This is a genomic window from Streptomyces sp. NPDC060209, assembly GCF_042728155.1.
GTDB lineage: Bacteria > Actinomycetota > Actinomycetes > Streptomycetales > Streptomycetaceae > Streptomyces.
The window spans coordinates 59,274-74,170 of the sequence record NZ_JBHWZS010000007.1; the positions used below are offsets into that span (position 1 = coordinate 59,274).

At 66.5% G+C, this 14,897-nt stretch carries 14 protein-coding genes and 3 pseudogenes; 11 read left to right on the forward strand and 6 right to left on the reverse strand.

Annotated elements, in window-relative coordinates; all coding sequences use genetic code 11:
- Window positions 1-859 precede the first annotated feature (859 nt).
- Both ACFWFI_RS02890 and ACFWFI_RS02895 read right to left on the reverse strand, forming a co-directional pair.
- Window positions 860-1,462: a hypothetical protein gene (locus ACFWFI_RS02890; protein ID WP_387384691.1), complete on the reverse strand. Its 603-nt coding sequence runs from the start codon at window positions 1,460-1,462 to the stop codon at window positions 860-862.
- A 173-nt stretch (window positions 1,463-1,635) separates the two neighbouring features.
- On the reverse strand, window positions 1,636-2,085 hold the full coding sequence (locus ACFWFI_RS02895) for a DUF6415 family natural product biosynthesis protein (RefSeq protein WP_387384693.1): 450 nt from the start codon (window positions 2,083-2,085) through the stop codon (window positions 1,636-1,638).
- Here ACFWFI_RS02895 and ACFWFI_RS02900 point away from each other — a divergent pair.
- From ACFWFI_RS02900 to ACFWFI_RS02925, 6 genes are all read left to right on the forward strand, one after another.
- Window positions 2,077-2,316 carry a hypothetical protein gene (locus ACFWFI_RS02900; RefSeq protein WP_387384695.1) on the forward strand — a complete coding sequence of 80 codons (240 nt, stop codon included), beginning with the start codon at window positions 2,077-2,079 and terminating at the stop codon, window positions 2,314-2,316. The genes ACFWFI_RS02895 and ACFWFI_RS02900 overlap by 9 nt on opposite strands.
- Window positions 2,313-2,543: a hypothetical protein gene (locus ACFWFI_RS02905; RefSeq protein WP_387384697.1), complete on the forward strand. Its 231-nt coding sequence runs from the start codon at window positions 2,313-2,315 to the stop codon at window positions 2,541-2,543. The genes ACFWFI_RS02900 and ACFWFI_RS02905 overlap by 4 nt, the downstream gene beginning before the upstream one ends.
- A gap of 511 nt (window positions 2,544-3,054) precedes the next feature.
- Window positions 3,055-5,175 (forward strand): hypothetical protein, encoded by a 2,121-nt coding sequence (locus tag ACFWFI_RS02910; RefSeq protein ID WP_387384699.1) that lies wholly within the window; start codon window positions 3,055-3,057, stop codon window positions 5,173-5,175.
- On the forward strand, window positions 5,172-5,582 hold the full coding sequence (locus ACFWFI_RS02915; RefSeq protein ID WP_387384701.1) for a hypothetical protein: 411 nt from the start codon (window positions 5,172-5,174) through the stop codon (window positions 5,580-5,582). The genes ACFWFI_RS02910 and ACFWFI_RS02915 overlap by 4 nt, the downstream gene beginning before the upstream one ends.
- Window positions 5,583-7,006: 1,424 nt before the next feature.
- On the forward strand, window positions 7,007-7,207 hold the full coding sequence (locus ACFWFI_RS02920) for a hypothetical protein (protein ID WP_387384703.1): 201 nt from the start codon (window positions 7,007-7,009) through the stop codon (window positions 7,205-7,207).
- A 187-nt stretch (window positions 7,208-7,394) separates the two neighbouring features.
- Complete coding sequence (locus tag ACFWFI_RS02925) at window positions 7,395-7,628, forward strand: hypothetical protein (protein WP_387384705.1); 234 nt, start codon at window positions 7,395-7,397, stop codon at window positions 7,626-7,628.
- An 18-nt stretch (window positions 7,629-7,646) separates the two neighbouring features.
- On the opposite strand, the pseudogene ACFWFI_RS02930 reads toward ACFWFI_RS02925, so the two are convergent.
- Window positions 7,647-8,847: pseudogene (locus ACFWFI_RS02930) on the reverse strand (IS110 family transposase).
- A 675-nt stretch (window positions 8,848-9,522) separates the two neighbouring features.
- On the opposite strand from ACFWFI_RS02930, the gene ACFWFI_RS02935 reads away from it, so the two are divergent.
- Genes ACFWFI_RS02935 through ACFWFI_RS02945 form a run of 3 tightly spaced genes read left to right on the forward strand, consistent with a single transcriptional unit; the run spans window position 9,523 to window position 10,327 of the window.
- Window positions 9,523-9,744 (forward strand): hypothetical protein, encoded by a 222-nt coding sequence (locus ACFWFI_RS02935; protein ID WP_387384707.1) that lies wholly within the window; start codon window positions 9,523-9,525, stop codon window positions 9,742-9,744.
- Window positions 9,744-9,911 (forward strand): DUF3307 domain-containing protein, encoded by a 168-nt coding sequence (locus ACFWFI_RS02940; RefSeq protein WP_387384709.1) that lies wholly within the window; start codon window positions 9,744-9,746, stop codon window positions 9,909-9,911. The genes ACFWFI_RS02935 and ACFWFI_RS02940 overlap by 1 nt, the downstream gene beginning before the upstream one ends.
- A gap of 17 nt (window positions 9,912-9,928) precedes the next feature.
- A complete protein-coding gene (locus ACFWFI_RS02945; protein WP_387384711.1) occupies window positions 9,929-10,327 on the forward strand; it encodes a hypothetical protein in 399 nt (132 codons plus the stop codon).
- Here the strand turns inward: ACFWFI_RS02945 and ACFWFI_RS02950 are convergent.
- On the reverse strand, window positions 10,324-10,866 hold the full coding sequence (locus ACFWFI_RS02950) for a hypothetical protein (RefSeq protein WP_387384713.1): 543 nt from the start codon (window positions 10,864-10,866) through the stop codon (window positions 10,324-10,326). The two genes, ACFWFI_RS02945 and ACFWFI_RS02950, sit on opposite strands and share 4 nt — an antisense overlap.
- A 322-nt stretch (window positions 10,867-11,188) precedes the next feature.
- Between ACFWFI_RS02950 and ACFWFI_RS02955 the strand changes: the two are divergent.
- Window positions 11,189-12,022, forward strand: a pseudogene (locus ACFWFI_RS02955) (IS5 family transposase).
- A gap of 146 nt (window positions 12,023-12,168) precedes the next feature.
- Here the strand turns inward: ACFWFI_RS02955 and ACFWFI_RS02960 are convergent.
- Complete coding sequence (locus ACFWFI_RS02960) at window positions 12,169-12,669, reverse strand: hypothetical protein (protein ID WP_387384723.1); 501 nt, start codon at window positions 12,667-12,669, stop codon at window positions 12,169-12,171.
- Window positions 12,617-13,745 (reverse strand): annotated as a pseudogene (locus ACFWFI_RS02965) (IS630 family transposase). The gene ACFWFI_RS02960 and the pseudogene ACFWFI_RS02965 overlap by 53 nt, the downstream one beginning before the upstream one ends.
- A gap of 41 nt (window positions 13,746-13,786) precedes the next feature.
- On the opposite strand from ACFWFI_RS02965, the gene ACFWFI_RS02970 reads away from it, so the two are divergent.
- Window positions 13,787-14,260, forward strand: coding sequence for a hypothetical protein (locus ACFWFI_RS02970; RefSeq protein WP_387384715.1), 474 nt, complete (start codon window positions 13,787-13,789; stop codon window positions 14,258-14,260).
- Window positions 14,261-14,897 lie beyond the last annotated feature (637 nt).

Genomic DNA, 14,897 nt, shown 5'->3' on the forward strand with positions numbered 1-14,897 from the left:
TGGGCGAAGCGGCGGAGAGGAAGACGCCGCGGGGGCGGACCTTCGAGAGGTTCCTGCGGTCATGCCGGGGCTCCAAGGAGAGAAGCGGTCAGATCTTGTCTCCAAGGAACCCCGCACCACTCACCGGAACGCTCACCACGACAACCCGGTTGAAATCACGGTTGAAGCACGCCCCCCGTGGTGAGTTTCTGCACCCGGTGGTGAGTTCGGCCCGCCACTCACCATGCCTGGTCAGAGCCCCATTCGCCGCTGGCGAGACGCCGAAGAGGACGGGAGCAGGTACGAAGGGCGCAGCGGCGACCGCACAACTCACCACAGCTCGCGGCAGAACTCACCACCGGTTGGATGGGTGCGAGGAAAACTCACCACGGGCAACCGAGAAACCTTTCACGGGCAGCGGGCTCCTCACCACGAACCCAGACGCTCGCGACAGCTGGCGGCGCGACCGGCAAGAGTTCACTCAATCCTGCCGTAGGAGAGCTCACCGACCCTTGCTCGACGCGCCTCGCCGCCTGCGCACCCCCCCGGCCGACGCCCCGTCATGGATATCCATCCGAGTGCGCATTCGTCGCTGCGCAGCCGAGCCGAACCGAGTCGCACTGCGCAGTCCGCGCCGCGCGTCCCCGACACCGGCGCGGTACAGACTGCGCACCCGCCGACTCGCGCGTGCCGTGCCCCCTTCACGCGCCTACCTGAACCTCTGCGCACTGAGCAGGCGACACGGTAGGCAGGGCCGATTCCAAGTGGAACAGGTCATGTGCGCAGGGGCGAGAACCGCTGCACGCACATCGCTGTGCAATCACCGAAAGCGACGATCGCAGGCGACGGGGACCGGTGACGGGACCGGTCTCGAGCCCGACTACTCGGCCGCGGCCCGGGCCTCGTCGAGCAGCCGGTACGCCTGGCGCTCCGAGATCTCCTCAGCCGCGGCGACGTCAGCCGGCGTCAGCTGTGCGCCGGTGTCCTGCAGCATCTGGCGCACACGCTCCTTCCGGGCATCGGCGCGTGCCAGGCGGGCGTCGGCTACGCGGTTGCGGGGCTTGGTGTCCTTGCTGCCCTTCGGGCGACCACCGCCGGCGCCTTCCCCGGGGCGGTTGGCGTCCCACTCGAGGATCGTGCTGCGCCGCCAGTGGGACACCCCGCACACCTTCTGATCGGAGCTGGGGGCGAAGCCGTGGTCGATGTAGGAGTTCCAGGCTGTCGGCTTGATGACGTTTCGCAGCTGAAGGCGGGCCTCCTCCCGGTCCAGCAGGTCGTCGGCCGACTCGACCTCGGCAATCGCGGGGATCTCCCGGCCGGCCAGGTGCGCCTTCACCTGCTCGAGGTCCCAGATGCGTGACTGCGCACCAGAGCGGCTGATCGGTGCGGGCAGAGACTTGGCCAGGGCGGCGGGCAGAGTCATGCGCCCCAGGAGCCTGGCTACCTCGGCGGTGCCCACAGGAGTGTGACCGGCGCGGATCATGTGATTCTCCTTCAACGGCCTACGCGATGTGGGCCTGAAAGGGACCGGGTTTGGGTGCGCAGCGTGACCCACGGTACGACATAAATAACCGTACAGTATCTATGTGAAAGGAGACGCTAGTGTGTGCCGCCGATCACCGCCCTCGTCCGGAGCCATGCCGCCGGACGCGGAGGTCAAGGTTCTGCGCGGCCCGTGCGCTTCCGTTCCGCGTGCGCTGCCAAGTTTCCTCTTCGGAATTTCGATTGGCGTGCGGAGTTGCCTCCACCTGCCGACTGCCTGAACGGCGTGGGCGGAAGGCTGGATTGACCCGGCCGTCGGTCAGTGCACCGACGGCCGGGCCAAGTTCTCGTAGTGGGTGCACAGGGCGAGAACCGACATGGCGGCCTGCGGGCTACGCGACGCGGGTCGCCGGAGGACGTGTGGGAGCTTAGGCGCCGCAGCCCTTCCTCGACCCCGATGAGCGCGACCATCGCCATCTGATCGTCGGCGGGCGCCCTCGTGGCGAGGTACTTCACCTCGGGCACGAGGACCTCCGTGTAAGCGCGAAGCTTGGCGATGGCCCCTTGCAGGTCCTTACCAGCTGTTCTCGCGACGTCGCACGTCTGCTCAGCGGCGTGGCGCATCGTCTGGATGTCGAGGGGGACGCTCTGCAGCGGCGCTCGGACAGCTCGGTCCTCCGCACCGCGCCGGTCGGCCGCGCCACTGCCGTGCGGGCCGCCAAGAAATGCCAGGCTCTCATCAAGGCCAAGGGAGAGGGCGGCGCACCCGTCAGCTTCGGGTGGGACACCACGACAACTTCACTCTCGCTCCGCGGCTCGGCACCGCCGATGACCAGTCCCGCGCCACGGGGATGACAGTCCCCTCCGCGATCATCCACGGAAGCGCCGACGTCCTAGAAAAAGGGCTCCTGGCTCTTAACCCCGTTTTCCTCCTGGACGTGCTCGGCACGTTCACCTCTGACACCATCACCCTGCACATCCGTCGAGCCGACGGGCTCAAGCCGGTGCTGCTCACCCAGGGGCCGGACATGGCCGGAGCTGGATACAGGCACCTGCTGATGCCCGTGCGGCTCGGTAACTGAGTATGTACCGCCACCGAGGTGGGAGCGCGGCTCCCGCCCCCGTAACACTCCAGTGAGCTGCTGTCACGTCCAACCAGTTGCACGTGTCTGATCCCTCAGTCTCGAATTTGCTGCTGTGCGCAGTGGCGGGGACAGCAGCCTTCCGGAGCCGAGGCAGTTTTCGTAGACAGGGCTAGACGGCAAGGGCCTCATTTCCTCCGCTGCATGTCGAATATGCCGTGCACACCGACTCTCTGACGGTTCAATAACAATGCGACTGCCCGCCCGGGCAGTGCCGCATGCTCTCTCACGCCCTGGTCACGGCCGACGTGGGAAGCTGTTCCGTCGCCCGATCGGCGCCCGGAACGGGTGTGCGGTGCTCCGAGCGGGAACAGATGGACGACCGCCTCCGGCATCGTGCCATTCCTGTCGGACTTCCTGCCTGTCACCCAGGCCCGGGGCCGCAGCCGCGTACTCCTGTACTCGCTGCCGCTCACCGCCTTCTGCTGCGGGGCCGGCTGGAAGGACCTCGATGGCAAAGACCTTCGTTCCGCCGCCCGCCGACGACCCACACGAGCTGCTGAAACGCCTGAATCCGATTCAGCCCCTTTCGGCCCAGGCCCGCAAGTCGCTCGTCAAGAACTTCGGCGATGACCCCCTCGGCGAGCTCATATCCTCCGCCGCCTTCGGGCCCGAGGCTGCCCGACACGTACGCGCCAAATTCCCGAAGACGCTGCCCAGCGGGGACATGGCCGAGCTCCGGACGTTCCAGTCGAGCCCGGTCGCCGGCGCCCTCGTTCTGCAACCGCGCCTGGCAGACGCCGAGGCGTCCCCCGTCGACCCGCTGTACGACGAACTCATCGCTTCGATCCAGAGCGGCGCGTCTCTCACGGGTCTGAACGACCTCGTGATCAAGGCCGGCAGGTTCAGCAGTGAGACCGGGTGGCTCGTCCTCGACGTTGACAGTCAGGACAGTCTTGAAGTCGCCGTCCGTCGCATCACCGACCAAACGCAAGAACGCAACGACAAACGATTCATGGTCGCTACCGAGGGCATCTCGGACCGCATCATCATGGTCCCCCTCATGATTCGGCACGGCGGCAAGGTCACGCGGCGGTTCCTCACAGTGGACGGAATCTCGCGCACCACTGCCGCTTTCAGCATCCTCGGTCTGGACCCCGCCGTGTGTGCGGTCATGACGCAGGAGAGCGTCGGCGACCTCATCCGCGAAAACGTCAACGAAGTGAACAAGGAGCTGCGTGACCTGCGCGACGAGTCGGCCCGTCTCCGTGCGCAGCCAGAGGAGAACCGGAGACGGGGCGAGGCCGAGTTTGCCGTGCGCGTCGGCGAGACCGCTGCCCGATGGCGCGCCCTGAAGTGCGACGCCGAGCTATGGGCCCCCGGCCCTGGCATCGATGTCCACCGCTTCGTCATGGAAGTTGTCAGCCTGATTCATCATCAGCAGGCAGCCCACTCCCACACGTCCAAGCGCCGCACCACCCACGAGGCTGTGCTGTCGGACCTGGCCCAGGTTGCGCCGACAGCCCTCATAGAGCGCCAACGCCAGCAGGACCGCGGCCCACTCCAGAGCGGATGGGAATACCTCGACTGGGCCTACGAGGCCATCGCGGATCTGATCGATCCCGCCTGGCGCTCGTGCATCTCTGCAACTCTGCGCCGCGAGCTGAAGATCGGCCGGTGCCACGCCAAGCAATTCAGCGAGCTGGCCGGAGCCGTTGTCAGTCGCCCGCTGCAGTCTCTCGATCGCATGCACTGGAGAGGCAACGAGCACCAGCAGTCCAGGCTTGAGATCGGGCAACGCGCCTGGACTCGCGACGCCATCCCCAGGCACGTATGGAACCGCAAGGCCCGCCTGCCTGAATGGAAGGTGACGGAGCAGCAGGTAAACGAATCCACAGCGGCCGTCAGCGAGGCAGCAGCCGCGCTCCAGGGGCTTGTGAACGACGACAAGCGGATCGATATCGCCAACGTGGCACTCGGCGACCACATCGCCTTCCTCCTCGTGGTGGGGGCTATCGCCACGACGTTCACGGGGACACTGCGCACGGACACCGGGTCCGGTCGCCAGACTGAGGACCTGCTGGACGAGGACATCCCGACCGCGTTCACTACGGCCCCGGTGTCGGTCGTCCTGGAGATGATGCACGCCTCGCCCTGGGGCGCAGCGCAGCTCCGAGAGAACATCACAGCGTTCGTGACCTCGTTCGACGAGCGCCGACGAGCTGAGCCCCGCAAGGTCTCCGCACAGGACCCGTACTGCCCGTTCGAGAACTCGCGGGCAGACAGCGCGTACATCCGTGCCGTGGCGGCCGGCATCGAAAAGGGCAAGCTCGAAGAGCGGGAACAGAAGAGGCTGCAGGATCGTGCCAAGCTCGCCAACCCGGTGGCAGAGGCGCTGGAAGCCCTTCCCGCTCAGCTGCGAGCAGCCGGGAATTCTGCCGAGACACTTCACAAGGCGAGCCTGTCCAAGATCACGTGCTCTGCCGAGCAGATGGCCATCCTTCTTGAGCAGGCGGACGACGTGGCCTACCACCTGACTGGTTTGAAGAAGGACCTGCAGAAACGGGAGCAGGAGGAGGCGGACGCCAATCTCAGCCGGCTCGAGGAAGAGGGCGAGGAGGAAGCCAAGTGACGACGTTTCCTCCGGGTACCGCCCCACTGCTGCCGGGCACACCTCTGCGCAGGACATACGACCTTGCCTCAAACGCCCTGGGAGACCAGCTGCTGCGCCGGCAACCGCTGAAGATCGCCCTGTGGGCGCTGCCCGACTACGCGGGCGACGAGCACAAGGCGGTATACCTCCTTGGCGCGGGAGCGTTCGAGCTGCTTTACACGGGGTCCACGAGTCGTGGTCGTGGCACCGTCCGGGCCCGGGTTAACGAGCACCGTCGAGACCCGCGCAAGTCCGATGTCAGCTGGGTACTGGTGCTCCCCATACGGCGCGACGCCGACACGGAGCAGGCCGAAGGGAAAATCGGCCGCCTGCTCGGTCGGCCGCGGCTCTCCCAGCGACTCCCGCAGACGCACCGTGCAGACTGAGCGGTCTGCGCAGCGGCAACGGCCGCCCTGGTGCTTCTGCGAGTGGGACGGTCCGTTGACCGGCATAGCGTCATGACGGTCAACATCGGTCTGATGCAGGCAGAGGAGGGCCTGGGTGTGGTGCTTGCCCCGGGCGATCTTCGGTCGTCATAGGCCCGGGAGGTTGGGTCGACGAGGGCGGCGAACGCGGAGAGGAGGAAGGCCCGTTGCTCCCCGTGGGGCTGGCCGCAGTGGAACACCGGGGATTCTGAAGGCGAAGTCGTCCGTGCGGCCTCCATCGGCCAGCTTTTTATCGTGTACGTGATCAACCAGCTTCCTCGGCACCTGGCGGTCCTGGATATCGTCTGGCTCGGCTAGTCACCAGGTGGGGGTGCCGGGTCAGCGTTGCGCTCGGTGCAGCGCTAAGCCGATACCGATGGCGGCCAGCACGGCCACGGTGATCACAAACCAGGTCGGCATCGTGTCGAGGCCTTTGTAGGCGAGCGGCATAACGTGGGTCGCAGCATCGAAGTCTCCTCAGGCAGCTACTTCACGCTTGCCCCCTCGCATGATCGAGACACACTGCGCCGTCCAGCCGCTGCTGCACGCTCCACCCGGTGACGTCGAGGGGCCGCCCGAATCCCCAGCGTCTGCCGAGGGTCCGGAATGCGTCCGGAGGGACCGCTCAGCTGCCGGTCTCTGCCGAGGGATTCCGGAGGTCTTCCGGACCCTCTTCCAGGGGCGCGGGGCCGGCCCGGCAGCCAATGCCACGCCCTGCGAGTAAAGGTTGCGGAGCTACTCCTACGGCGGGTGACAATGGTGCAGGGCGCGTCACCGGCTCAGTGCGGCCGGCCCGCGTCGCCGGGCCGGCCGCTCGTAGCGGGCCCGCCCGTCCGGTCTACACGCACCACCTCGATGAGGAGGGCCGCCCGCCCAGCAGTCGCTGCGCGTTTCACCCGGCGACGTCGACTGCCGTTTAGCGGCGTCCGGAAAAAAGGGAGTCCGGCTCGCCGGGCTCGCTGCCGTAGATCCTCATCGGCACGTCCTTGCGGCGGCCGGCCGCGCCGTGGGCGGGGTTGGGGAGCTTATGGGTATCTGGCTCCCTTCGCTATCTGTGAGGAGGAGTTCGGCTCGCTCGACGATTGCCGGCCGCGCAGCCGCTAGTGGCAGTGGAATGGCAGACGAATGGCGTACCGACGCCATGCGGAGCGCGGAAAGCTGTGGTGGGGCAGGGGTTGCGCCGCTAATCCGTGCCTCCTCGATCGTGCTGCCACCACCTCGCGACAACTGGTCGTCAAGTTCCCGCGAATCCGCCTCTACGTCCCGTCAGGACCCGTCTGGGAGAGAGCCGGAACGGATTTTTGCGAGAACTCGATCGACCGGCCCGGATCGCGGACTGCGGCCCCGCGCTCAACCGGAGCGCACCACCGAAATGGAGATCCGCCGTGTCCACGCTCGACCTCACCCTCACCCTGCTCGTCGGGCTGCTACTGGTCCTGGTGGCCGGGCTCGTCCTGGCCAGCCTGGCTTACGTCACCCACCGCCACCCCCACCTGGAGAAGCCCCTCAATACCGCGTTCGGGGGCGGCGCCGTCCTCGTCGCGGTCGTCGTGGGCCTGGTCGCCGTCGTCGCCCTCACCACGTAATGCCGGTCCCGTGCCCCGGGGTTCGTTTGCTCGTTGCCTGGCTGGATCTCGATAACTGCTCGTGGTCAGTCGGTTACGTTGATCGGATTCTGTTCGCGAACCTCGGGGGGTGCCCCTATGTGTTTGGTCAAGGTCCAAGGCCAGTAGGTTCGTGCGGTCAGGGGCGGGCCGAGCCGTAGGGGTGTGCATGAGTGATAGCCAGGTCACGATCAAGCTCACGAGTGACGAGGCACTGGTGCTGTCGCACTGGCTGGAGAAGGTCCAGATGACGGACCTCAGCCGCGTTGTCGACGATCCGGCGGTCTGGGCGCCGATCCATCGGATCGCCGGAACGCTCGACAAGGCCCTTCCTGAGTTGTTCGCGCCTGACTATGACCAGCGGCTTGAGGCCGCTCGTCAGCGGCTTCGGCCGGAGGGCTGACCGAGCGGTCCGGACTCCTCACCTGGCCGCAGGGGGTTGGGGCTCGTAGAAGGTACCGTCGCGGAGCATCGCGAACAGGACGTCGGCCCGGCGGCGGGCGAGGCAGAGCAGGGCCTGGGTGTGGTGCTTGCCCTGGGCGATCTTCTTGTCGTAGTAGGCCCGCGATGCCGGGTCACCCAGAGCGGCGAACGCGGAGAGGAAGTAGGCCCGTTTGAGCTGCTTGTTTCCCTCCTGGAGGGCTGTTCACCGCGGATCGACGACCCGGAACTGCGGGTCGCGGGGGCGAGGCCGGCGTATGCGGCGAGGTGGCCAGCGGTCGGGAAGGTGCTGCCGTCGCCGACCTCGATCAGGATTCGTGCGCCGGTCCTGACGCCGATGCCCGGCGTGGACGTCAGGACCTTCGAAAGAGGGTGGTCCTCCAGCAGTTCCTCGATCCGCCCAGCCAGCAGCTTGCGCTGATCGAGCACGGCGGCGAGCGATCCGGCCAGACTCGGGACGATCAACGCGGCCGCTTCGGTCCCCGGAACGGTGACGGTCTGCTCGTCTAGAGCGGCGAAGATCTCCTCGACCAGCCGCTCGGCCATCCTCGGCGCCTTCGGCCGCAACAGCGTGACCAGCCGCCGACGGGCCGCCTTGCGTATCTGTGCCGGTGAGCCGAACCGCTCCAGCAAGGCCAGGACGGCAGGGGCTGCAACCGCGGTCCCAGGACCCGTTCCGGCGACGGGTGGATCTGGGTCAGCAGGCCGTGCAGTCGGTTGGCGACGCGGGTGGCCTCGCCGGCCAGGTCGTCGTCGAACCCGACGATCATCTCCAGCTCGGCGATCGTCTCGTCCTCGCCATCGATCACCGGCAGTGTGTGCGGCATCGCCCGGGCCGCATCCGCAATGATGAATGCGTCTCTCGCATCGGTCTTGGCCTCGCCCGGATAGAGATCGGCGATCCGCCGCATCGTCAGCCCCGGCAGGTAGGCGACCGGGCAGCCCATGTCCCTCGCGACGGCCAGCGGCAGGGCGCCGATCGAGGCCGGCTGATCGACCACAACCAGCACCGATCCGTGCTTGGCCTGGAGTTTCGCGAACAGCTCGCGGAGCTTGGGCTCCGTGTTGGGCAGGCGCTTGTCGAACGCCTTCTTTCCGGCCGGTGTGACGGCGGTGGCGTGGTGTTCGCCCTTGCCGACGTCCAGGCCGAGGAAGACGTCGATGTCGCCGGTGTCGATCACGTGCAGGCCCCTCCATCACGCTTTCGTCCGGCCTTGCCTCGGCACCGAGCTGCCACACCCACGTTACGGAGAGCTCTTCCGACTCGGGTGAAGCCGGCGCTCAACCCCCCCATCAGCGGTCCGTCGATGCCTCCGGGACCGGTGACACCACCCCCCCCGGATCATGAACAACAACCGGATCATGAACAACAAGGGGGGAAGTCATGCCGAGCCTGAAGGCCGGAGGCCCCATTGCGGAGCCACGAGGAAGGTAACGGGGGGCACCGTTTGGCTGCTGTGATCAGCGTGGTGAAGAGTCAGGCTGCACAACCGTCGCCTGAGTTGGGCAACCCGCCCTTGCGTCTTTGGCAGCTGGGCTCAGCCCCGAAACGTACGTCGCTTCCACGGCCCCGGTGATCCACCGGCTGGCCGCCTGAACAACGACCCTCCCCCGGAAGTAACCGCCACACCGCACAGACCATTGCCCCGGCCGAACCGGCCGGGCCGACAGCGCCTTTGCGGGGCGACCACAGCATCGGCAAGAGGCCGGCCGCCCCGCCCCCTTCACCCATGTCGAGATCAGGAGAACTCCAGCATGCATGCTCACTGCCCGGCCGCCTTCGCCGCCCTGCTCGGACTGACCCGCGCCGCCAGCGCGATCGGCGACTCTGGGTCCAGAACGACCTCTGCGCCCGTGTGAAGGGCGCCTCCGACGACGCCCCGGTCACCTACGAGGACCCGGCCACCAAGGAGAAGACCACCCACGGCAGCGCCGACGGCCGCAAGGCGTGCCTGCACCACTGCCTTTCCCTCGGGCTTGGAGATCGGGTGAACGCGGAGGGTGCCAGGTTCTCCCAGCTCAGCGGTATGCGTCCGGTGTCCGGTGTGCGACAGGCGTCGTGGACGGAGGCGGCCTGATGCTGTTCTTCGAGAGCCTGCTGGCGCATCTGGCCGGCGACTACCTCACTCAATCCGACTGGATGGCGACCGAGAAGGTCAAGCGGTGGTGGCCTGCGCAAGTTCACGGAACCACGTATGGACTGCCGTTCCTGCTGACACACAGTCTCCGCTCGCCCTGTCCCTGATCGTGGTGACACATATCGTGCTGGACCGCTATCGGGCGGCGAAGTACCTGGTCTGGGCGAGGAACCTCTTGGCGCCTGCCTCCTGGCGGGTGAAGTGGGCTGACGTCCAGGCGAACCAGGGGTCGCCGATGAGCGTTCCGTCCGGCCTTGCAAACGCGCTGGTGATCGTCGCGGACAACACTGTGCATCTGGCGATCAACACCGCCGCCCTGACAGGTGGGGGTGACGCGATGACGCAGTCAGAAGCTGTGTCGCATCCTCTTTTCGCAGGTCGAGGGGGCGTGAAGGATGACAGTGATCCCCTTGCCGTACGGTTGGGCGTCGACGGTCGCCGTCCCGAACGGCGACGGCGTCACGGGAAATACCCGAAGCGGCCCTTTGCTTCCCGGACGATGCCGCCGATGGCGAACCGCTAGGAGGTGCTGATGTCCGCTCCCAAAGCTGCCCGGGACCTAGCGGCCAGGTCCCGCAGGGACTGGATGCGCTGGGCAAACGCCTCCTCATAGCTCTGCCACTGCTTCGGGCCCTTGTCCAAGTGCAAAGCACGCGCGGCACTGTGCTCGTAGCGCAGTGCGCTGATGACCTTCTCGGCCGCGTCCGTCATCTCCTCCGGGCCCTCCAACGTGATCAGTGCCTCGACCGCGGACAGTTCCCCGATCGCCTCCCGAGCCCGCCGCGCCGCAGATTCGAACTCTTCGTGCGCAAGGTCTGCCGACGGCCGCAGGGCGAAAACGCACCTGGCCGCGTCCAGCGCCTGCTGCAAAAACCGCCGATACAGCTCGCGCCGGATCTCCCGCTGACCGGCTGCGCGACTGTCTGCCCTGTCCTCCTGAGCTATGCGCAGCTGCTGAGCCACTTGTCGGCCAGTTGCTCGCATGGCGAACCAGCTGGTGGTGACGGATGCCAGCAAGGTGAACCCGCCGGTGACCAGGGCGATCGCGACCGTGTCATTCATGTTGGGATCAACGCCGCGCCAGGCTGTGCGGTTCCGGTACGGTGCCCCGAGCAGCGAGCCCCGGAGTTTGTCGTGTCGGACTCAGACACAGCTTCTCAGAGGGTTTTTAGCTCACATTTAGGCCGCTGTACCCGGGTATGGGTCTGCACCTACCTGGGGCTGTGGAGGCTGGCGTGAATGGTGGTGCACGAGTCGTGGTTCTCGCGCCGTCTTGGCCTGGCTGCTCCTGTTTCATCCCAGGACGCCGGGTTGTGCGCCGTGTGCTTCGGGCGCCGGTGTCTGCGCCCGGACCTGCCGGGTCATGAGTGGGTAGCCCGAAATCATGCCCGAACGTCGCCGTTATCCCAGCGATCTGTCCGATGCCCGGTGGGAGTTGGTCGAGCCGGTCTTGACCGCTGGGCGGTCCGAGCGCCGCGGCCTGGACATCGGCCGGCCATCGAATCACGACCTGCGCACTCTGCTGGACGCGGTCCTCTACGTGAACCGGACTGGGATCCCGTGGCGCTATCTGCCGCACGACTACCCGCACTGAGACACGGTCTACGCCTACTTCGCCCGCTGGCAGGCGGAAGGCGTCTTCGACCAGCTCAACAGCTTGCTGAGGCGTCAAGTGCGCGGGCAGGAAGGCCGGGAGGATGAGCCGACCGCATGTGTCATCGACTCCCAGAGCATCAAGACCTCCACCAACGTCCCCGCGGCCGGGCAGGGTATCGACGCCGGGAGGAAGATTGTCGGCCGCAAGCGGAGCATCGTCATCGACACCGTCGGACTCCTCCTCGGCGTGCTGGTCACCGCAGCCAGCGTGCAGGACTTGACCGCCGGCCGAACCCTCATCGAACGGATCGCCGCAGAGCATCCCACCATCCGCAAAACCTGGGTCGACGGCGGCTACCGCCAGCACCTCGTCGAGCACGCCGCCAGCCTCGGCATCGACATGCACATCGTCCGCCGTGACGCCACCACCAGGGGTTTTACCGTTTTGCCCCGCCGCTGGACCGTCGAGCGAACCCTCGGATGGCTCATGAACCACCGACGCCTGGCCCGAGACTACGAAGCACACCCACACCGGTCCGAAGCCATGATCCACCTCGCGATGATCAACCTCATGACCCGCAGACTCACCGCCGAATCCACCCCAACATGGCGCGGCGCATGAACTACACACACCTCAGCAATTCGGGATGAAACAACGGGACGAAACACCCTCTGAGCCCGGACCCGCACATCCCATCTGGCAGTGCTCCGGCCCGTCCCGTTAGATGCGGCAGGCCTGCATCCAACAGGGGCTCGGGGGACTGGCCATCACTCCCATGAGTTGAAGAGGGTTGCGCCAAGGGTCTCCGGCCGCCAGAGCTTGATCTGACGCGACTCCGTCGCAGACAGAGCAGAGGTGTCCGACTCCGTCAGCGGCGACAGGAGCTGTGCTGCGCTCAAGACGACAAAGCCGACGTCGGTGAGGACGGTGGCCCAAGTGGGAGGCTCTTGGAACTCGTCGGTGTACCAGTAGCGCCAGTCTCCGACGAAGGCAAGCAGCGGGTAGTGAGCGTGGAACAGCGCGATGTGTGGGCCGTCCCGATCGCTGATCGTGGCGCTGTGGAACGTCTGCGGGTACTCCTGTTCCTTGAAGTCCTCGACCTGCCCGCCCGCCGTCTGCGCCGCGGCATACCAGGCGGCACAGCATGTCCTGGGATCAGTACTCGGCAGGGGCGGGTCGCTCCAGTCGCGGAACCCGGTTACACCTAGTGCCAAATCAGGCAACGTTTGCCCTGTCGACGACGGCGCGTAGGCGCCGGTCGTCGGCATGGCGGTTTCGCCAGATGATGTAGCGGCGGATCATGCTGCCCTGTTCCTTGTGAGTGGCGTGATCGGTGCCGTCGAGGGTGAAGTAGCGCAGGGCGGTGAACTGGGCCTCGATGCGGTTCAGCCAGGAGGAGTTCGTCGGCGTGTAGGCGATCTCAACGTTGTTCGCGGCGGCCCAGTCACCGACTCGCTGGCACTTCTTCGTGGTCAGGTGCGGGGAGAAGTTGTCACAGACGATCGCGATACGGACGTGGGCCGAGTAGAGCGTGCGCAGGTAGCGGCAGAATTCCAGGAACTGCGTTCGCCTCTTGATCGGCTTGATATGGCCGTAGAGCTTGTCCCTGGCCAGGTCGTATGCGGCGAACAGGTGACGCACTCCGCCGTAGCGGTTGTAGGTCGCCCGTCGACGACGGCGTGGCTCACGGTCCGGGTCCTTGTGCTTGCCGCCGCGTTCGGCCCACTGCTTCCCGGGGTGGGGCATCAGGTTGAGTGAACTCGTCCAGGCAGAAGACGACTTCGGGCTCGCCGTCCTCCGGTATGACCTCCCGGTCGGCGATAGCGTAGAGGTGCTCGACCCTCGCCTTCTTGGCCGCGTAGTCCGGGTCTCGGGAGGTCTTCCAGGTCTTCAGGCGTTGAAAGGAGACGCCTTCCTCGCGGAGCAGGATGCGTAGGCCCTCGTGGCTGATGTCGTCGACCACCCCCTCGGCGACCAGGAAGTCCGCCAGCTTGGTCAGACTCCAGGTTGAAAAGGGCAGGTCGTGCTCGGTCGGCTTGGACTTCGCGATCTTCTTGATCTCGCCTCGCTCGGGCAGGGTGAAGGTCCTGGGCCGGCCGCCCTTGTACTTCGGATACAGGGAGTCGAAGCCGTCGGTGTTGAAGTTGTGGATCACGTCCCGGACCCGGTCCGCGCTGGTGAAGGTGACTTCGGCGATCTTCGCTACCGGCATGCCTTGGGCGGACAGCAGGACCATCTGGGCCCGCCGCCAGGTCACCACCGAACCGGTGCCGCGGCGGATGATCCGCAGCAGTTTGCGGCCCTCGTCGTCATCGATCTGCCTCACCCGCACCTGTCCCGCCACGACCTCGAACATAGCGGGCGTGGGCCCGTAGGCTGCGGACGGTGACCTACGACATCATGTTCCTGCGGGTCTTCCCGGGCCGTACCTTCGACGAGACCCTGGAAGAGATCAACTCCGCCTACGACCCCGATGCCGACCTCAAGCCCATGAGCCTGACCCGTGACCAGCGGGCCGCCTGGGACAGGCTGATACAGCGGATGTCGCGGGAGGTGGGTCCGGTCACCACCGAGGAGTACCCCTACAGCCTGACCCTGTGGCGTGACGGGCCGGCCGGTCATCTGCAGCTGGACTACGCGGGGGACTCGGCCAACATCGAGATCCCCTATCGCTACCCGGGGCAGCAAGCACTACCGATCATGGCGGAGGCGTATCAAATCGCGCGGATGATCGAGGAGGAGAGCGGCCTCGAAGGCTACGACCACGAGGCCGATCAGCCCGTCCGGACCGGCGACAGCGACGTAGCGGCAGTCAAGCTCGGCGGCATTGCCCGCTGGGCGCAGGAGCACCTCACCTGATCGGCGAGAGGCCCTACCCATGACGTCATGGAGGGGCGAACGTTGCCTGATAAGGCACTAGCTCCAAGCGGAAGGTGACCTGTGAGTCCTCCACGTTCACCCCTCCGAGCAGGCAGTTCAACCTTGATGGCATAAACCTAGTGATCACCAGCCTCCGTTTTCACAGAGGATTCGCCAACAGTGTCGGGGGACCAGCAGAGGTTTGCTCGCGCCGCCGGTCCGGCGAGCGGGGAGGGGAACGCCTGGCGCCGGCCGTCGGGCCCGTGGGTGTCTTGCTTCCTGGCCGTCGCGCAACACCCCGCTCTAGGGCCTGAGATGAGATGCCGCTCGAAAGCGGGCGGCGGGAAGTGCCGCTCGACACTGGGACGGGTGCTGCAGTTGGAGGCGCAGCAGCCGCGCCCGGCGTCGGCACGGAGCCGCACTGGCTCAGTCGGCGATACCAGATGTCTTTCGGCCGATGATTCGCTATGGGCTGTCCCGTAACGCTCGAGCAGTGGTGGGAGTCCGGACAGCAGCGAGGCATCATGGCCATCGTGACGAAGGACGCGGAGCTTCACCCCGCACGGATACCGGGCTATCACGACGGCCCCTTCTCCCAGCACACCGAACTCCTGAGCGAGAGGCTGTTCTTTGCTGG